The organism is Burkholderia pseudomultivorans, from assembly GCF_001718415.1.
Taxonomy (GTDB): domain Bacteria; phylum Pseudomonadota; class Gammaproteobacteria; order Burkholderiales; family Burkholderiaceae; genus Burkholderia; species Burkholderia pseudomultivorans_A.
Genome location: NZ_CP013378.1, coordinates 911,188 through 927,572 on the forward strand (window position 1 = coordinate 911,188; position 16,385 = coordinate 927,572).

General features: G+C 67.5%; 15 protein-coding genes. 2 read left to right on the plus strand and 13 right to left on the minus strand.

Features of this window, described 5'->3' with window-relative positions; translation table 11 throughout:
- Positions 1-160: 160 nt before the first annotated feature.
- The 4 genes from WS57_RS16735 to WS57_RS16750 form a co-directional block, all read right to left on the minus strand.
- Entirely contained in the window at positions 161-739 is a 579-nt protein-coding gene (locus WS57_RS16735; protein WP_009688668.1) for a DUF2889 domain-containing protein, read from the minus strand.
- On the minus strand, positions 736-2,181 hold the full coding sequence (locus tag WS57_RS16740) for an MmgE/PrpD family protein (RefSeq protein ID WP_069245435.1): 1,446 nt from the start codon (positions 2,179-2,181) through the stop codon (positions 736-738). The genes WS57_RS16735 and WS57_RS16740 overlap by 4 nt, the downstream gene beginning before the upstream one ends.
- A 239-nt stretch (positions 2,182-2,420) precedes the next feature.
- The gene (locus WS57_RS16745; protein WP_059516617.1) at positions 2,421-3,287 is read right to left on the minus strand and encodes an oxidoreductase; all 867 of its coding nucleotides are present in this window, start codon (positions 3,285-3,287) and stop codon (positions 2,421-2,423) included.
- Positions 3,288-3,401: 114 nt separating this feature from the next.
- The gene (locus WS57_RS16750; protein ID WP_009688665.1) at positions 3,402-4,337 is read right to left on the minus strand and encodes an alpha/beta hydrolase; all 936 of its coding nucleotides are present in this window, start codon (positions 4,335-4,337) and stop codon (positions 3,402-3,404) included.
- 105 nt (positions 4,338-4,442) lie between these two features.
- On the opposite strand from WS57_RS16750, the gene WS57_RS16755 reads away from it, so the two are divergent.
- Positions 4,443-5,339 carry a LysR family transcriptional regulator gene (locus WS57_RS16755; protein WP_009688664.1) on the plus strand — a complete coding sequence of 299 codons (897 nt, stop codon included), beginning with the start codon at positions 4,443-4,445 and terminating at the stop codon, positions 5,337-5,339.
- Between the two features lie 15 nt (positions 5,340-5,354).
- Here WS57_RS16755 and WS57_RS16760 read toward each other — a convergent pair whose 3' ends face one another.
- The 9 genes from WS57_RS16760 to WS57_RS16800 all read right to left on the minus strand — a co-directional run bounded on the left by WS57_RS16760 (position 5,355) and on the right by WS57_RS16800 (position 15,240).
- On the minus strand, positions 5,355-6,287 hold the full coding sequence (locus WS57_RS16760) for a LysR family transcriptional regulator (RefSeq protein WP_009688663.1): 933 nt from the start codon (positions 6,285-6,287) through the stop codon (positions 5,355-5,357).
- A 284-nt stretch (positions 6,288-6,571) separates the two neighbouring features.
- Positions 6,572-7,720: a CaiB/BaiF CoA transferase family protein gene (locus WS57_RS16765; RefSeq protein ID WP_059516613.1), complete on the minus strand. Its 1,149-nt coding sequence runs from the start codon at positions 7,718-7,720 to the stop codon at positions 6,572-6,574.
- Positions 7,721-7,741: 21 nt separating this feature from the next.
- Positions 7,742-8,962, minus strand: a complete 1,221-nt coding sequence (locus tag WS57_RS16770; protein ID WP_069244566.1) for a CaiB/BaiF CoA transferase family protein — start codon at positions 8,960-8,962, stop codon at positions 7,742-7,744.
- Positions 8,963-9,068: 106 nt separating this feature from the next.
- On the minus strand, positions 9,069-9,488 hold the full coding sequence (locus tag WS57_RS16775) for a Zn-ribbon domain-containing OB-fold protein (protein WP_009688660.1): 420 nt from the start codon (positions 9,486-9,488) through the stop codon (positions 9,069-9,071).
- 19 nt (positions 9,489-9,507) lie between these two features.
- Positions 9,508-10,719, minus strand: a complete 1,212-nt coding sequence (locus WS57_RS16780; protein ID WP_059516609.1) for a thiolase family protein — start codon at positions 10,717-10,719, stop codon at positions 9,508-9,510.
- Positions 10,720-10,730: 11 nt separating this feature from the next.
- Positions 10,731-11,228, minus strand: coding sequence for a MaoC/PaaZ C-terminal domain-containing protein (locus WS57_RS16785; protein WP_009688658.1), 498 nt, complete (start codon positions 11,226-11,228; stop codon positions 10,731-10,733).
- Positions 11,229-11,307: 79 nt separating this feature from the next.
- Complete coding sequence (locus WS57_RS16790; protein WP_009688657.1) at positions 11,308-12,450, minus strand: acyl-CoA dehydrogenase family protein; 1,143 nt, start codon at positions 12,448-12,450, stop codon at positions 11,308-11,310.
- A gap of 304 nt (positions 12,451-12,754) precedes the next feature.
- Complete coding sequence (locus tag WS57_RS16795; RefSeq protein ID WP_059516607.1) at positions 12,755-13,909, minus strand: CaiB/BaiF CoA transferase family protein; 1,155 nt, start codon at positions 13,907-13,909, stop codon at positions 12,755-12,757.
- A 140-nt stretch (positions 13,910-14,049) separates the two neighbouring features.
- Complete coding sequence (locus WS57_RS16800; RefSeq protein ID WP_069245436.1) at positions 14,050-15,240, minus strand: acetyl-CoA hydrolase/transferase family protein; 1,191 nt, start codon at positions 15,238-15,240, stop codon at positions 14,050-14,052.
- Positions 15,241-15,608: 368 nt separating this feature from the next.
- Between WS57_RS16800 and WS57_RS38055 the strand changes: the two genes are divergently transcribed.
- Positions 15,609-16,124: a hypothetical protein gene (locus WS57_RS38055; protein WP_236871942.1), complete on the plus strand. Its 516-nt coding sequence runs from the start codon at positions 15,609-15,611 to the stop codon at positions 16,122-16,124.
- Positions 16,125-16,385: the final 261 nt, after the last annotated feature.

The window sequence follows — 16,385 nt, forward strand, 5'->3', positions numbered from 1 at the left end:
AGACCTGCGTTTCCAACCGGAAAGCCTTGCCGGGACGGCAGCCGATGAATGGACCGCGCGGATCGGCGCGCGTTGTCATGGACGATCGCGCCGGTTCCCCGGCGCGACCGACCGGCAGCGTGACGATGGCCGCCGCAGGCCGCTTCGATGCGGTGATCGGTCAGCCTTTGCTCGGCTGATGAAACATCGGCCAGTGCTGCCGGACGAGTTCGCGCGACGCACCGTATGCGTAGCAGCTGTCGATCTTGAGCGGTTTCCCGCTGGCGTCGGTTGCTTCGAGCAAACCTCGGGCACGCAGCGGATTGACGGCCTGGATGGCCGCGGTTGCGAGCGGGATCAGGATTTCGCGCAGATGCGCGCAGGTTTCGCCGGGCGGCAGTCGCTTGCGTACCTCGCCGCCCCAGCCCGCCCCGATCCGCAACCCCACCAGCGCCTGCAGCGACGCGCCGCCGCCCGGGCATTCGCGGTACGGATAGGCGCGGATGAAGGTGCTGACCGCGTGGATGACCATATCGAGATCGAATACCACGCACAGCCCGATGTCGTGAATCGGATCGTTCGCCGGCACCACGCGCACGCCGCTGGGCGGCGCGAAATCGTGCGGTTTGCGGTCCGTCAGATGACCTTCGATTTCAAAGAGTCCGTCGCTTCGCCTGAATCCCTCGAACGCGATCCGCCTCGTATGCAGCGGCTCGCGCGTCACCGCGTCGGTTGCCGCGCCGTTGTCGTGAACGCTCATTGCGCCCTCCCGGCAGCCTCGATCTCGCGCGCGACATTCGCCAGTGCATGCGCGAGCGTCCGGCCGTCGCTGCGAGCGTCCTGAATGAGCGTGGCGAACTGCCTGACCGCCGACGTCCGCACGCCATGCGCCGCGAGACCGTCGCCCTTCGCGATGATCTGCTCGAGCGTCAACGGTCTGGCCGGCGTCCCGACGCTGTCGATCACGACGCTGGCACGCGCGGTGCCGTCGTCGCGCACGATCCGCGCGCCGGTCGCGAAGCGGGTCGGGTAATACTGCGTCAGCGCGTCGCTCGGTTCGAAGCGCACGCGCTGCGCGATGCGCCGGATCTGCGGATCGGCGAGAAACGCGTCGTCATACGCGTCATAGCGGTACGGCCCGTAGCTCAGCGTCGCGCCGACGATATACGGACAGCTGTATTGCGCGGCCATCGTCGATTCGGGTTGCGCGAGCATATGCTGGTCCGCGATCAGCGGTGGGCCGCTGATCACGATCTCGCGGATGTCGTTGGTTCGCATCGCAAAGTTGTCGGTCAACTCAGCCAGCGCGTCGATCGTCGAGTGGAACAAGCGACAACAGGCGTACGGCTTGAGGCTGATCGCATGGATCTGCAGCGCGTCATGCCGTTCGACTGCGCGCAGCGGACCGCCGAACAGCGCGGCGAGCCCGTAGGCGCCTTCGACGACGCACCGCGGCGCCGTCACCGCGTCCATCTGCGCAAATTCGGCGGCGATCACGCCGTTGCGTGCCGCGATGCCCGCATGAACGCGCTTGACCTCGCCGCCAGCCGCCTCCGCCGAGAACTGCATCGAGCCGCTTGCCTGCGACAGCGCATGGCCCCAGGCGCGAATCAGCGCTTCCGGCGTGACCGGCGCGTCGTGACGATACGCATGAAGCGCCACGCAGGCGGTGGCCGCGCCGAAGGTGCCGAAAATCGCCGTCGGATGAAACCCGCGATGCACGGTTTCCATCCCGCCCGCCGCCGCGCCGACCAACGCCATCGCCTCGTAGCCGGCGGCCACCGCGCGAAACAGCGCGGCCTGCGACGCGCCGGTGTCCGCCGCGACGGCCAGCGCCGCCGGTATCACGGCCGCGCCGGGATGGCTCAGCGTCTCGTTATGCGTGTCGTCGAGCTCGTAGCTGTGCGAGGCCGTGCCGTGCACCAGCGCGGCAACGGACGCATCGGCCGTCCAGTCGCCGCCGAGGACCGGGCTCGCGCCCGTGCCGGCAAAACGCCGCGACCAGCCCGCGATCTGGGTCGTCCACGGCCGTGTCGCGCCCCACAGCGAGACGATGAAGTTGTCGAGGAAAAGCCGGCACAGTGCTGCGGTATCGGCATCGGTCGCGCACCGGTTCGCCACGGACGCGACATGCGCGACGATGGCCGCGGTGACATCCGTCGGTGCAGACGCCGATTCTCCAGCGCCGTTGGGGGATTGCATGCTTCGTCTCCTGTCGTGACGCGGCCGCCGGGCGGCGCGCGCTGCCGCATCGCGCGTGCGGCCGCGATACGCGGGCACGCGGTGCACGTACCGTCACGATGCGCGGGCATCGGTGCACCCGTCAATTTGCACGGGGCATCCCTCCCGTACTTTGAAATGCCGGTGGCGGCAATGCGCACGCCCGATCGTGGATCGGGCGCGACACGAATGGTCGGAGCGAACGCGCGGTATCCACCGCCCTACGCGGAAAGGGACTCGATCGACGTCACTTCGACGCCATCGTAGGCCGTCGCTTCGCCTCGATCGCGCCATGCGGCCAGATCGGCCTCACGCGCGGCGATCGCGGCGTCCCAGGCGCGATACGCGTCCTGGCCCAGCATCAGCCGCAACGGCGGCACGTCGCTATTGACGGCATCGACCATCACGCGCGCGGCCTTCGCGGGGTCGCCCGCCTGCTTGCCGGCCTCGCGTTCGAAATAGTCGAGCATCGGCGCGACGATCGGGCGATACGCGTCGAGCGACTGCTCCGGCCGCATGTTCGCGTCGCCGGCGAATTCGGTCCGGAATGCGCCGGGCTCCACGAGCGTGACGCGGATCCCGAGCGGCGCGACTTCGTGATGCAAGGCCTCGCTCCACGCTTCGAGCGCGAACTTCGCCGCGCAATACGGACCGCATGCGGGGAACGTCACGAGCCCGGCGACGCTGGTGAGGTTCAGCACGTGGCCGCTGCCCTGCGCGCGCATGTGCGGCAACACCTCGCGCGTCAGCTCGGCCGCAGCGAAGAAGTTGAGCTCCATCTGCTCGCGCAGCTGGGCCGACGAAAATTCCTCGACCGCGCCGCACGAACCGCGACCGGCGATGTTCGCCAGCACGTCGATGCGGCCGAACGCCTGCAACGCGGCCTGCAGCGCGGTCGCCCGCGCGGCTGCGTCGGTCACGTCCATCGGCAGCGCGAGCGCGCGGTCGCCGTAGCGGCCGGCGATGGCTTGCAGCGGCGCCAGGCGTCGCGCGGTCAGGACTGCGCAATCGCCACCAGCCAGCACGTGCTCGGCCAATGCCTTGCCGAAACCCGACGAGGCGCCGGTGATGAACCAGATCTTTGCCATGAAAACTTTCTCTTGATAGATCGACGTCGTCACGCCGCGCCGCAGCGCGCGGCATAGGCGTGATCGCCGGACGATGAAAAACGGAAACGCGTGCGCGGAAATGTCCCGCCAGCGTCAACGCGCGGCCGCGAGGTTTTCCTGAAAGAACGGCCCGAGCTTCGACATGGCCTGCTCGACGTACTGCGGTTTGTCGTACAGGTCGTAGTGGCTCGCGCCGTCGACCACGAACAGGTTCTTGCGGCTCGAACGCGCGCGCTCGAACAGTTCGTAGCCGTCGCGGTACGACCCGAACGCGCCCGGTTTGTTGCCGATGACGATCTGCAGCGGCTGGGTCAGCAACTGATCCGCGAGGTGAAACGCATCGAAGCCCACCGCCGCCTGCAGGCCGGAGAAGCGCAGCTTGTTCGGCGAGCCCGGCTGCTGGCCGCGCGGCGTCGTGTAGTAGTCGACGGCTTCGACGATGTCGATGTCGTTGATGCCGGCCTGCTTGCGCTCGGCTTCCGACGCGGGAATGTAGGTGACGATCAGCGGGTCGGCGCCGCGCGCCTCCGCGGTACGCTGCTTGCCGATCGCGTCGAGCGTGGCGAGCGCCGCGTCGGCCGACAGGTTGCCTTCGCGCATGATGCGGCCGTAGTTGGCCGCGACGACGGTGCCCACCGCCTTGATCCGGCGCTCCGTCATCGCGGCGTTGACCGCATAGCCGCCGCCACCGCAGATGCCGAGCACGCCGATACGCGCGTCGTCGACGTAATCGAGCGTCACCAGATAATCGACCGCGCAACGGAAGTCCTCGACGCGCGACGCCGGATCTTCGAGGTAGCGCGGCTCGCCGCCGCTCGCGCCCTGATGGGAGGCGTCGAACGCGAGCGTCACGAAGCCGAGCGCGGCCAGCTTCTGCGCGTAGATCGACGCGGTCTGCTCCTTGCAGCTGCTGATCGGGTGGCCGCAGATGATGGCCGGATACTTCGTGCCGGCGTCGAAGTTCGGCGGGAAGTACAGATCGGCTGCAACGTCCACCGATCGATTGCGGAATGTGACGGATTGCGACATGGCCTTGTCCTCGATTGCGAAGTCGAAACAGCGACCATGTTAAAGACTGGCTCGCCGAGTGATAATCCTGCAAAATCTTCTTGAAGTCATAAGCAGAGGTTCTCAATGGCCGGCAACAATCTGAAGGATCTGTCCGCGTTCGTGATGGTGGCGGAAGAGCGCAGCTTTACGCGTGCGGCCGCGCGGCTCGGCGTGTCGCAGTCGGCGCTGAGCCAGACCATTCGCGGCCTCGAGGCGCGGCTCGACTTGCGGCTGTTCGCGCGCACGACGCGCAGCGTGTCGCTGACCGAGGCCGGCGAACGGCTGTTGAACCGCGTCGGCCCCGCGATGAGCGAAATCGATGCAGGACTGGAGGAAATCGGCGAACTGGTCGGCAAGCCGACCGGCGTGGTCCGGCTGACGGCCGACGAATTCGCGGTACAGAGCGTGCTGCAGCCGGCCATCGCGCGCTTCCTGCCCGATCATCCGGGCATCCGGATCGAGATCACGACGGACTACGGGCTCGCCGACATCGTCGACGGCCGTTTCGACGCCGGCGTGCGGCGCGGCCGCCTCGTCGCGAAGGACATGATCGCGGTGCGCATCGGCCCCGACATTCCGATGACCGTCGTCTGCGCGCCCGCGTATCTCGACCGCCATCCTGCGCCGAAGCGCCCGGCCGATCTCGTCTCGCATGCATGCATCAACCTGCGCCTGCCGACGCACGGCGAATTTCTCCCGTGGATTTTCACGAGGGCCGGCAACGAGCAACGCATCAAGGTGGACGGCCCGCTCGTGTACACGAGCATCGCACCGGTGCGCGACGCGGCGCTTGCCGGCCTCGGGCTTGCCTACCTGCCCGTCGAATACGTGCGCACGGCGCTGGCGTCCGGGCAGCTGGTCGAGGTGCTGGGCGCCTGGCGCAAGACCTTCGAGGGCTACCACCTCTATTACGCGAACCGGCGAAACGCGACCTCCGCGTTCTCGCTGCTGGTCGACGCGCTGAAATACCGCAAGCCCTGAGGGCCGCGCATTTCATCACGCCGCCGGCGCGTCGCCGGCCGGGCGGTCCAGCAGTTGCCGGATCAGCGCGCGCGCGATGGGGCCTTGCTCGCGGCCGCGCGCGGTCGCGATATGGATGCGGCGCACGGCCCACGGCTCGGCCAGCTCCATCACGGCGACGCGGCTGAACAGTTCATGACTGACGAGGCACTCGGGCTGCACCGTCACGCCGAGGCCGGCCTGTACGAGGCTGACGGCGACGCCCGCACTCCTGACACCGTAGCGCGGCTCGAAATCGACACCGATACGTCGCGCGGCCGCGCGGATCGCGCCGAGCATCGCGCCGACCACGATCAGGTTTTCCGACAGCAGATCCTCGGTCGTCAGGCTGGCGCGCGCCGTGAGCGGATGACCCAGCGGGACGACCGCGATGAGGCGGTCCTCGCGGTAAGGCGTCACGTCGACGCCGCCGAGATCGAGCTCGTGCGCGGCCGCGAACACGCCGACGTCCGCATCGCCGCGCGCGACGGCCTGCACGATCTCGGCGTTCTCGAGTTCGTTCACGACCAGATCGACGAGCGGATACTCGCGCTGGAACTCGCCGATCTCGCGCGCGAGAAACGGCACGATGATCGAGCGCGCCGACGCGACGGAAAGTTCGCCGCGCATGCCGTCGGTAAACGACGAGATCTCGGAACGCATGTCGTCGAGGTCGTCGAAGATGCGGCGAATGTAGCGGACCAGCACCTCGCCGGCCGGGCTCGGCGCGACGCCTTTCGGGCTGCGTTCGAGCAGCTTGATGCCGGCGATGTCCTCGAGGTCCTGGATGCGCTTGGTCGCGGTCGACGCGGCGACGTTCTCGCGGATCGCCGCGAGCCCGATCTGCTGCTCCTCGACCGCCGACAGGAACAGCTTCAGCGTAAACAGATCGACCTGCCGGATCAGGTGCAGGCGATTGAATGTACTCATGTCTCCCCTCATGCACGTCTCGATGACGTTGTCGGCGCCGCGGCCGGTTGCGCGCCGTCGTCGTGCCGGGCGCGTCGTGCGGGAAACGAGACGTGGCGGCGCGCGCGCGGCGCGTGAAGGATCGCGGCGTTCGACGCCGATCGTACACCGGATCGACGCGAACGGCGCGGCGGGACGCGGCCGTGCGATCGCGCACGGCCGCGCGCGGTGCGCCGATCTCCGTGGCGCAGCTGCGACGGTCGCCCCGCCGCGCCGCCAATCATCAGACCGTTGCCGCGACGCGCCTAGCGGCCGGTGCGCAGCAGCGCATCGAGCGACGCGTTGTCGGCGCCGATGTCGTGCGCCGCGTGCAGCGGCGGCGGGCGCTTGCCGTCGAACGACAGCGGCAGCCCGACCAGGCCGATCTCGTCGTCGGACGGTTTCTCGATGATGCCGAGCGCGTGCGTCTGCGCATGCGCGACCACCTCGGCGGTAGTCTGGATCGGCGCGACCGGAATGCCCGCCGCCTGCAAGCGCGCCTGCCACGTCGCGCGACTCTCCGTCGCGAGCTGCTCGCCGATCAGGCGGTCGATCTCCGCGCGATTGCGCAGGCGCGCCGCATTGGTCGCGAAGCGCTCGTCGCGCGCCCATTCGGGGCGCTCGAGTGCCGCGCACAGCTTGGCGAACAGCGCATCGTTCGCGGCGCTGACGATCAGATAGCCGTCGGCCGTCGCATACGCGCGATGCGGGACGATGAACGCGACGCCCGATCCGTGCCGGCCGCCGGTATCGCCGTCCGCGCTGTAGTTCGCGATCGCCACGGTCATCCAGCCGATCGCCGTTTCGAGCAGCGAGCCGTTGACGGTCGCACCGCAGTGCTTGATCTGGCGGCGATACAGCGCCGCGAGGATGCCGACCACGGCCCACAGCCCCGAGCCGAAATCGACGATCGACACGCCGGCGCGAACCGGCGCCTGCCCTTCCTCGCCGGTGATGCTCATGATCCCCGAGAACGCCTGCATCAGCGGATCGTAGCCGGGCAGCGTGTTCAACGGTCCGAGATGGCCGAACGCGCCGATCTCGCAGTAGACCAGTTCCGGCTTCGTCACGCGCAGGCTGTCGGCATCGAGGCCGTATTGCGCGCTGGAGCCCGGCCGCAGGTTATGGATGAACACGTCCGCATGCTCGGCGATCAGCCGGTGCAGCGTCGCCAGTTGCTCGCGGTCCTTGATGTCGATGCAGACGGAACGCTTGCCGCGATTCAGCGCGTGATACGCCGCACCGCTGCCCTTCCATTCGCTCGGCCCCCAGCCGCGCGCCGAGTCGCCGGTCGGGCGCTCGATCTTCCAGACTTCGGCGCCCAGCGACGCCAGGATTTTTCCGGCGAACGGCGCCGATGCGCTATCGCTCAGTTCGACCACCACAACGCCCGACAGCGGCAGGTCACGCAACATGTCGCTTCTCCTGTTTTCGTTTTACTGCGATTGCGGCGAGCCGCTCGCGTCCGGCGCGTACGCGCCGCCCGACCCCAGCATCCGGTCGATTTCCTCGGCGCCGAAGCCGTACTCGGCCAGCAGCGCGGCGGAATGCTCGCCGAGGCGCGGCGCCGGATAGCGCAATTCCGGCGCGCTTTCGCTCCATTGCTGCGGGATGCCGAGCGTCCGGATCCGGCCTTCGGATGGATGCTCCTGCTCGGCGAAGAAGCCGACCGCCTGCATGTGCGGATCGTCGATCAGCGTTTCGGGCGTATTCATCTCGATCACCGGAATGTCGGCTTCGGTCAGCGCGTTCACCCATTCGGCCGTGGTGCGCGTCTCGAACACGCTCGCGAGGAACGCATACAGCTGCGCGATATGCTCGGTGCGGCCGCCGATGTTGTTGAAGCGCGGATCGTCGGCCATCTCCGGATGCCCGGACAGCACGAAGAAACGCTGCCAGTGATGGTCGGCATAGACGTTCACGCCGATATAGCCGTCGCGCGTGCGATACGGGCGGCGGTCGGGATTCATCATCCGCGCATAGCCCCAGTCGCCGAGCGGCGGCACGAACGTGTGCCCGTACAGATGATCGCCGAGCACGAAATGCGCGAAGGTCTCGAGCATCGGCACGAACACCTGCTGTCCGACGCCGGTCTTCTCGCGCCGGTACAGCGCCATCGCGACCGCATTGCTGGTCGCCATGCCGACCACGCGATCGGCGACCGCCGTCGCGACATAGGTCGGCGGCCCCGCCTTGCGGCTTTGCAGCACCGGCATTCCGACCGCGGCCTGGATCAGGTCGTCGTACGCCGGGCGCGACGCATAGGGACCGTTCTGCCCGAAGCCGAATGCGCCGCAGTAGATGATGCGCGGATTGAGCTTGCGCACGTCCTCGTACGCGATGCCGAGCTTCGCCATCGTGTGCGGCCGCATGCTGTAGAGCAGCACGTCGGCCGCTTCGGCCATGCGTTTCACCGCACCGATGCCGTCCGGATGCTTGAGGTCGAGCACAAGGCTGCGCTTGTTGCGATTCAGGTGCAGGAAGATCGGGCCCATGCCCGGATGGCGGCTCGGGCCGATATGGCGCGTCGTGTCGCCGTCGCGCGATTCGATCTTGCAGACGTCGGCGCCCATGTCGGCGAGCAGCAGCGACGCGTAGGGGCCCATGAAGTTCGACGTCAGGTCGAGGATGCGTACTCCGTCGAGCGGTCCGGCCATCTCAGCCTCCGTCGACGCGATGAAAATCAAAGGGCTTCACGATGTCTCCTCCGTGAGCGGGGCACGCCGCGCGGGCGCCGGTGGGCCGGCGCGCCGCGCGCGGCCCTCAGTTTGTCGACGGCACGAATACCGGCAACTTTTGTGCGCCGCGCTGTACGAAGCGGACCTCGACGCGCTGGCCGATCGCGATCGTCTCCGCCGGCGCATCGATCTGCGCGAACAGGTAGTAGCCTTCGTCCATGCGGATGAAGCCGACCGTGTACGGCACGATGCCGGCCCACACCGGCGTCGGCCCGCGCATGATCGTGCTGTGCGAATAGATTTCGCCACGGCCCGAGGATTCGGTCCAGTCGAGCGATTTCGCGCCGCAGTGCGTGCAGAACGAGTGAGCGGGCCACACGGCTTCGTGGCAGGACGTGCAGCGCTGGTACGTCAGCTTGTCTTCGGCCAGCGCGTCCCAGTACGGTTGCGCGTCGAGCAGCCGGTAGGGCTGCGGCCAGGCATTCGGGGAATGCGTTTCGGTCATGGAATGCTCCGGTCGGATATCACGTTGCGGACGACAGCAGCAGCACGGCGCCGGCAGCCAGCATCCCGCCCGCGCCCTGCACCAGCACGGTTTGCGGCCGGCGCGACGGCGCAAGCCCGAGCGCCGTCCCGCGCAACTGCCGGACGGCCTCGATCATGCTGTCCATGTTGCACGAGATGCCGGGCTGCCCGAACGACAGCCAGCCGCCGTTGGTGTCGGTCGGCAGGTCGCCGTCGACGCCGGTGCGACCTTCGCGATAGAGATCGATGCCGCGCCCCTTCTTCGCGAAGCCGAGATCCTCCATCACGATCGGCCCCATATGCGCGAAGTTCACCGAGATCTGTGCCATGTCGATGTCGGCGGGCGTCAGGCCCGACATCGCATAGGCCTGCCGCGCCGCTTCGGCAGTGGCAGTGGTCGTCAGGTTCGGCAATGCGCCGAGACTGTCGAACCGGCAGCGACGCAGGTTCATGCGATCGGTCAGGTACTCGTGCGTGGTCGCCGATCCGTAGCCGAGCAGGTAGACCGGATCGCGCGCGTGACGCGCGTTCTCCGGCGACGTGACGATCAACGCGCCGCCCGTGCCGCCGCCCCAGGTCGAGCACATCCAGCGGCGCAGCGGCGTCGCGACGTACGGCGACGACAGCACCGCCGCGCGATCGATCTCGCCGAACTTCGCCTTCGCCGCATGCGGATGATGACGTCCCCAGCGCTGGTTCGCGATCGCGACATCGGCGAGATCGTCCTCGGTGATGCCGAACTCGTGAAAATAGCGCTGCGCGGCCTGCGCATAGAGCGCCGGAATCGTCGGGCCGTAAGGAATCTCGAACTGCGGATCCGCATCGGCTTCCGCGCCCATCGCGACCGCGTCGACGAACAGCTCGGTCGCGTCGCTCTGCAGGCACAGCACATACTCGGCGCGGCCGGCCGCGATCATCTGCGACGCGATCGCGAGCGTCGACGTCAGGCCCGCGCCGTGCATCGTCAGCTCGCTCGTGATCGTCACCGGCATCTGCATGTGCGAGATGAAGATGTTGCTCCACTGCGAACGCTTGTCGGCCCAGGGCGAGCGCCCCGTGAACACGGCGTCGACCCGGTCCTTGCCGATGCCCGCGTCGGCGAGCGCGTTGAGCGTCGCCTCGGCGGCCAACTGCAGCGGGTCCTTGCGATTCGCGCGCGACGCGTAGGCGTCGCCCATGCCGACGATCGCCGCAACCGGACGAGGAGTCATGGCTGCGCTCCTCAGACCTTGAAATCGGGCTGCGCTTCGGCGATCAGCGCGTCGAGGTCGGCGCGCTTGCGCAGCATCAGCAGGCTCCATTCGCTGCGCTGCACGACTTCGCCGCGCTGGTTGTACGCCTGGATCAGCATCGTGCCGACGCCGAACTTGTCGTCCTTGTCCTTCTTCGCGATCACTTCGGCGGTCGCGTAGACCGTGTCGCCGATCTTCACCGGGTTCAGGAAGCGCATCTTGTCGACGCCGTAGTTGGCCTGGATCGCCGGACCGAACTGCAACAGGCCCGAGATCAGCGAGAACGTCAGCATGCCCTGCACGATGCGCTCGCCCCAGCGCGTCTTCTCCGCATATTGCTTGTTCGAGTGGATCTCGATCCAGTTGCCGGTGAACATGCAGAACATCACGACGTCGCTCTCGGTCACGGTGCGGCCCGGCGAACGGAATTTCTGGCCGACTTCGAGCTCGTCGAGCGGAATGTTGATGCTGTTGTTGATGCCGCTCATGGCGGTGTCTCCTGATGATGGAATGGCGGGGTGCGGCGCGGCCGCATGCGTGCCGCGCCCGTAAAAGTCGCGGTTGCCGTTACTGGCGCATCGACTTCGCGATGATCGTGCGCTGGATCTGCGACGTGCCGCCGCCGATCGTCGACTGGATACTCTCGCGCAGGTAGCGCTCCATGTCGGCTTCGGGCAGGTTCGCGTAGCCGCCGAGAATCTGCATGCCGGCCAGCGCGCATTCCTTCAGCGTCTCCGAGCCGTACAGCTTCGCCATCGACACTTCGCGGCTGCACGGCACGTGATCGGCGGCCATGCGTGCGGCGCGGTAGCAGAGCAGGCGCGCGGCGTCGACCTTGGTCTGGCAGTCGGCGAGCATGTGGCGAATCACCTGGAAGTCGTATAGCTGGTGATCGAACTGGATGCGGTCGTGCGCATAGCGCGTCGCCGTATTGACGGCCTGCTGCGCATTGCCCGTATAGGCGGCCGCGACCGCGCAGCGCTCGAGCTCGAGGTGCTCGGTGATGATGCGCCAGCCCTGCCCCTCTTCGCCGAGCAGCGCGTCGGCCGGCACGCGCACCTCGTCGAGGAAGATCTCGGTCGTGCCGGTCGCGTGGCGCGACAGCGTCGGCAGCTTGTTGATGACCATGCCCGGCGTGTCGTTCGGGATCAGCAGCACCGACAGGCCCTTGTGCTTGTCGTCCGTGCTGGTGCGCACGAGCATCGCGATCACGGTGTCCTTCGCGGCCGCGCCGCTGCACCACAGTTTCTGGCCGCTGACGATCCAGTCGCCGTTGGTGTCGCGGCGCGCACGCGTCTTCGTGTTCGCGGCGTCGGAGCCCGCGTCGGGTTCGGAGATCGACACCGAGAAACGGATCTTGCCGTCGATGAACGGCTGCACGTATTTTTTCTTCTGCTCGGGCGTGCCGAATTTGATGATGTTCATCGCGGTAAAGGTCGGCACCAGCACCGAGCACGCGAAGTCGAAGCCGAACTTGCCGAGGCCTTCAGCCATCAGCGAATAGTCGAAGATGTCGCCGCCCGAGCCGCCCTCTTCCTCGGGAATCAGGATCCCGAGCCAGCCTTGCTTCGCGATCTTTTCGTAGGCCTCGTACGGGTAATCGCGATTCATGTCGCATTTGCGCACGTATTCGACCGTGATCTCGTTGTCCATGAACTTGTTCACGGTGTCGAGCCACATGCTTTGCGATTCGTCGAGAAAGTTAGCCATTTGTCTTCGCTCCAGTTATCGGCGTCTGCTCGGGCAGCCGCGCTGTTCATCGTGGAATCGAGCTTAGGGCCTGCAGCGTCGCGAACCAACTGGCCATTTTTGAAGCGGCGATTCGAAAATGTCGAAGCGCTTGGGTGCAGTGCACAAGCGGTGTCGGCGCGTGGCGAAGACAGGGAGGCGACAGGTGTGCCGCCGCGCCGCGTGACGTTTGCGCGATGCGCGGGGAAGGAGGAACGTGCAGGTCGAAGAACGGCAGCGACGCGCCCGCGTGCGGTGCGGGCGCGTCATGCATGCAGCGTTCGCGTCACGCGATCGCGCCGGCCTCGCGCAGCGTCGCGAGTTCCGCGGCGGTGAATCCCCAGTCGCCGAGCACGGCGTCGGTATGTTCGCCGGGACGCGCCGGCGACGACTGGATCGCGCCGGGCGTCCGGCTGAAGCGCGGTGCCGGTGCGGGCTGCACGACGCCGTCGCGTTCGACGAAGGTCTGCCGCGCGCGCAGGTGCGGATGGGTGGGCGCTTCGGTCAGCGACATCACGGGCGCGATGCAGACCTCGCGGCCTTCGGCGAGCGCGCACCATTCGTCGCGCGTGCGCGTGCGGAACAGCTCGGTGAACTTCGCATGCACTTCCGGCCACCGCGATCGGTCGTGCTGATCCGGCATGTCTTCCTCGCGCAAGCCGAGCAGCGCCAGCGTATTGCGCCAGAAGCGTGTTTCATTCGAGCCGACGCTGACCCACCGGCCGTCCTTCGTCTCGTAGACGTTGTACCAGGGCGCGCCGGAGTCGAGACGATTGCTGCCGCGTTCGTCCTTCCAGTAGCCGCTCGCGAACATGCCGTAGAACAGCGTCATCAGCGACGCCGAGCCGTCGACCATCGCGGCGTCGACGACCTGCCCCTGCCCCGATCGCCGGCTTTCGAGCAGCGCCGACACCACGCCCAGCGCGAGATAGAGCGAGCCGCCGCCGAAATCGCCGGCCAGGTTCAGCGGAATCACGGGCGGCCCGCCGGCTGCGCCGACCGCATGCAGCACGCCGGTCAGCGAGATGTAGTTGACGTCATGGCCCGGCGCCTGCGCGAGCGGTCCGCCCTGCCCCCAGCCCGTCATGCGGCCGTAGACGAGCGCGGGATTGACCGCGAGGCACGCGTCGGGCCCGAGGCCGAGCTTTTCCGCGACGCCGGGACGGAATCCTTCGACGAGCGCATCGGCTTGCGCGACGAGCTTGAGCACCGCGTCGGTCGCTTGCGGCTTCTTCAGGTCGAACGCGGCGCTGCGCCGGCCGCGATTCAGCAGATTGAAGCGCGGATCGCCCGGCTGGCCGCCGTCGTAGCCGGGCGGGCGGTCGATGCGGATGATGTCCGCGCCCAGATCCGACAACAGCATGCAGCAGAACGGCACCGGCCCGACGCCGCCCAGTTCCACGATCCTGACGCCGGCCAGCGGCCCCTTTGCATTGCCCATTCCGATTGTCTCCATGTGATGGCCATTTTCGATCCAGCTTACGCGGGTCGGGCCAACAGGCCAATTTCGAATAATTGAAACCCCGCTTCGGCGGGATCGAACCGGCCGGATGCACGCGCCGATCGACTTACGTGGCTGCGTCAGGCGGACAGGCCGGCCTCGCGCGCGAGCCGTTCGCGATGATCGGGATGCGCGATCGCAATCATCTTCGGCACGCGCTGCGCGAGCGACAGGCCGCGCAGATCGGCGATCCCGTATTCGGTGACGATCACGCACGCGTCGCTGCGCGGCACCGTCACCGGGCCCGACAGTGTCGTCACGATGCGACTGTGCGCGCCTGCGGTAGACGGCAGCGCCACGATCGGCACGCCGCCGCGGCTGGCTTGCGCGGCCCGCAGAAAATCGCCGACGCCGCCGACCGCGCCGACATACGTGCCGCCGACGACTTCCGCGTTGACCTGCCCCGTCAGATCGACCTCCACCGCGGAATTGATCGCGGTGAAGCGTTCGATCCGGCGCAGCACGTGCGGGTTGTGCGTGTATTCGGTGCCGCGCAGTTCGAGCGCCGGATTGCGATGGGCGAAGCGGCGCACGCGCGCGGAGCCGATGATGACGCCGCCGACGGTGATGCCCGCGTCGATCGTCTTGCGCGCATTCGTCACGACGCCGGCTTCGCAGAGCGCCGCGATGCCGTCGCCGACGCTGCCGGTGTGCACGCCGAGGTCGCGCCTGTCGTGTAGCGCGGCCATCACAGCGTCCGGGATCGCGCCGATGCCCGTCTGCAGCGTCGCGCCGTCTTCGACCAGCGACGCGACGTGCTGCCCGATCGCCTGCTCCACGGGCCCGGGCTCGGTTGCGACCGCGTCCGGAAACGGCGTGTCCGACGTCACGAGCAAATCGATGTCGGCAGCGCGCAGGAACGGGCCGCCGTAGGTCCACGGCACATCGGGATGCACTTCGGCGACGATCGCCCGCGCATGCTTGAGCGCTTCCACCAGATATTCGCGCGCAAGCCCGAGGCTGTACCGGCCGTGCTCGTCCGGCGGCGAGACCTGCAGCATCACGACGTCGATCCGCAACGCGCCGCTGCGGACCAGTTCAGGCAGTTGCGAATAGTGCGCGGGCAGGATGTCGAGCACGTTCGCGCGCGCCAGCTTGCGGTTGGCGCCGCTGCCGCAGTAGGCGAGGAAATCGATGGCGTCGGCATGCTCGGGCGTCAGGACATCGGCGAGGCCGATGCCGAGAAAGACGCGAATGCGCTTGAAGCTGTGGCGCTGCGCGACCAGCGCGCGCATCAGCGTCACGGGCTCGGCGTGCGACTGGCCCCACATCACGGTGTCGCCGGGACGAATCAGCGAGGAAAGCGCATCGCAGTCGCCGGCCTGACGGGCATCGGCCGATGCGTGCGCGGGCGCGCATGCGGGATGGTTCATGGATGGGCGAGATCGAAGATCAGGTCGAGCGCTCCGGCGTCGTATGCGCCATCCGGAATCGTCAACATGACGGGTTGAAGTTCGCGCGCGTCGCGATCGCGTCCCGAAGGGCGCCTGTCCGAAGCGACGAAGCTCGACGGACGATGCGACAGGCATCGCCGCCCATCGTGATTCGCTCAACGGGGAGCGTCAATGTGCACGCGCGGCGTGTTCCGTACGTCGGAACGCGCGCATCGCGCGTTTTGGTCCGGTACGCGGTGCACGTCATGCGCGGTGCGCTCGGCGTGGCGCATCCGGCTTCCGAAGTACGGAATCGTCGCCTGCACGCTATTGACGCTGCGCCCGTCGAACCGACACTGTTGACGCTACCGCGTGGCGTGTCGCCGTCGAGGGCGCTGCCCTGTTCGACCGAGACGGCGCGGTGCCGGAACACACGGGCCGACCTGGCTCATTGCAGGACTCAGACCATGCAGAAGCAACGAATCGAGGATCACGGATCGAGCATGACGGTCGCGCGTGCGCGCGCGAGAGAAAACGCCAACGCGGAAGATGCCGCGCTGTGGCGATGGTTCGCCGCCTTGCTCGACGAGCGGCGGATCCGCTGGTGTCACAGCGGCCGCGGATGGCTCGTGAGCGTCGACCATCGTCACGTCGCCACCGGCACGCAGTTCGATCAGGCGATGCGCATCGCCAAGGAAAACGTCGAGAGCAGCGGCACCCGCCGCCTCGATGCGACGTCGAAGTCCGACCGATCGCGAAGAAAGATTCATCTCGTGAAGTAATGACGCTTCGATCCTGCCGGCGCATCGTCGCGCCATGAATCGGCACGCCCTCCCACACCTGTACGCGATCGATCGCGACCGTCATCGCGATCGAACCCTCGCCCTGCGGCTTTACCCTTAAGGGTCTCCACGCTGTTCGCGACGCATCGCGCAGCACCTCTTTCACTGCACGGAATCGGATTGCCCGATCGATTGACGGTGATATCGGCCACGCATCTAATCGACCGAACGTTGCGGCAAGCGGGTGTTCGTTGTTCAGTC

Coding starts and splice junctions, on each gene's coding strand:
- WS57_RS16795 (WP_059516607.1), bottom strand. CDS start 13,909: ATGGGCAATGCAAAGGGGCCGCTGGCCGGCGTCAGGATCGTGGAACTG.
- WS57_RS16765 (WP_059516613.1), bottom strand. CDS start 7,720: ATGTTGCGTGACCTGCCGCTGTCGGGCGTTGTGGTGGTCGAACTGAGC.
- WS57_RS16790 (WP_009688657.1), bottom strand. CDS start 12,450: ATGGCTAACTTTCTCGACGAATCGCAAAGCATGTGGCTCGACACCGTG.
- WS57_RS16735 (WP_009688668.1), bottom strand. CDS start 739: ATGAGCGTTCACGACAACGGCGCGGCAACCGACGCGGTGACGCGCGAG.
- WS57_RS16740 (WP_069245435.1), bottom strand. CDS start 2,181: ATGCAATCCCCCAACGGCGCTGGAGAATCGGCGTCTGCACCGACGGAT.
- WS57_RS16755 (WP_009688664.1), top strand. CDS start 4,443: ATGGCCGGCAACAATCTGAAGGATCTGTCCGCGTTCGTGATGGTGGCG.
- WS57_RS16780 (WP_059516609.1), bottom strand. CDS start 10,719: ATGACTCCTCGTCCGGTTGCGGCGATCGTCGGCATGGGCGACGCCTAC.
- WS57_RS16750 (WP_009688665.1), bottom strand. CDS start 4,337: ATGTCGCAATCCGTCACATTCCGCAATCGATCGGTGGACGTTGCAGCC.
- WS57_RS16760 (WP_009688663.1), bottom strand. CDS start 6,287: ATGAGTACATTCAATCGCCTGCACCTGATCCGGCAGGTCGATCTGTTT.
- WS57_RS16770 (WP_069244566.1), bottom strand. CDS start 8,962: ATGGCCGGACCGCTCGACGGAGTACGCATCCTCGACCTGACGTCGAAC.
- WS57_RS16775 (WP_009688660.1), bottom strand. CDS start 9,488: ATGACCGAAACGCATTCCCCGAATGCCTGGCCGCAGCCCTACCGGCTG.
- WS57_RS16800 (WP_069245436.1), bottom strand. CDS start 15,240: ATGTGGGGCCAGTCGCACGCCGAGCCCGTGACGCTGATGCGCGCGCTG.
- WS57_RS16745 (WP_059516617.1), bottom strand. CDS start 3,287: ATGGCAAAGATCTGGTTCATCACCGGCGCCTCGTCGGGTTTCGGCAAG.
- WS57_RS38055 (WP_236871942.1), top strand. CDS start 15,609: ATGCGCGGTGCGCTCGGCGTGGCGCATCCGGCTTCCGAAGTACGGAAT.
- WS57_RS16785 (WP_009688658.1), bottom strand. CDS start 11,228: ATGAGCGGCATCAACAACAGCATCAACATTCCGCTCGACGAGCTCGAA.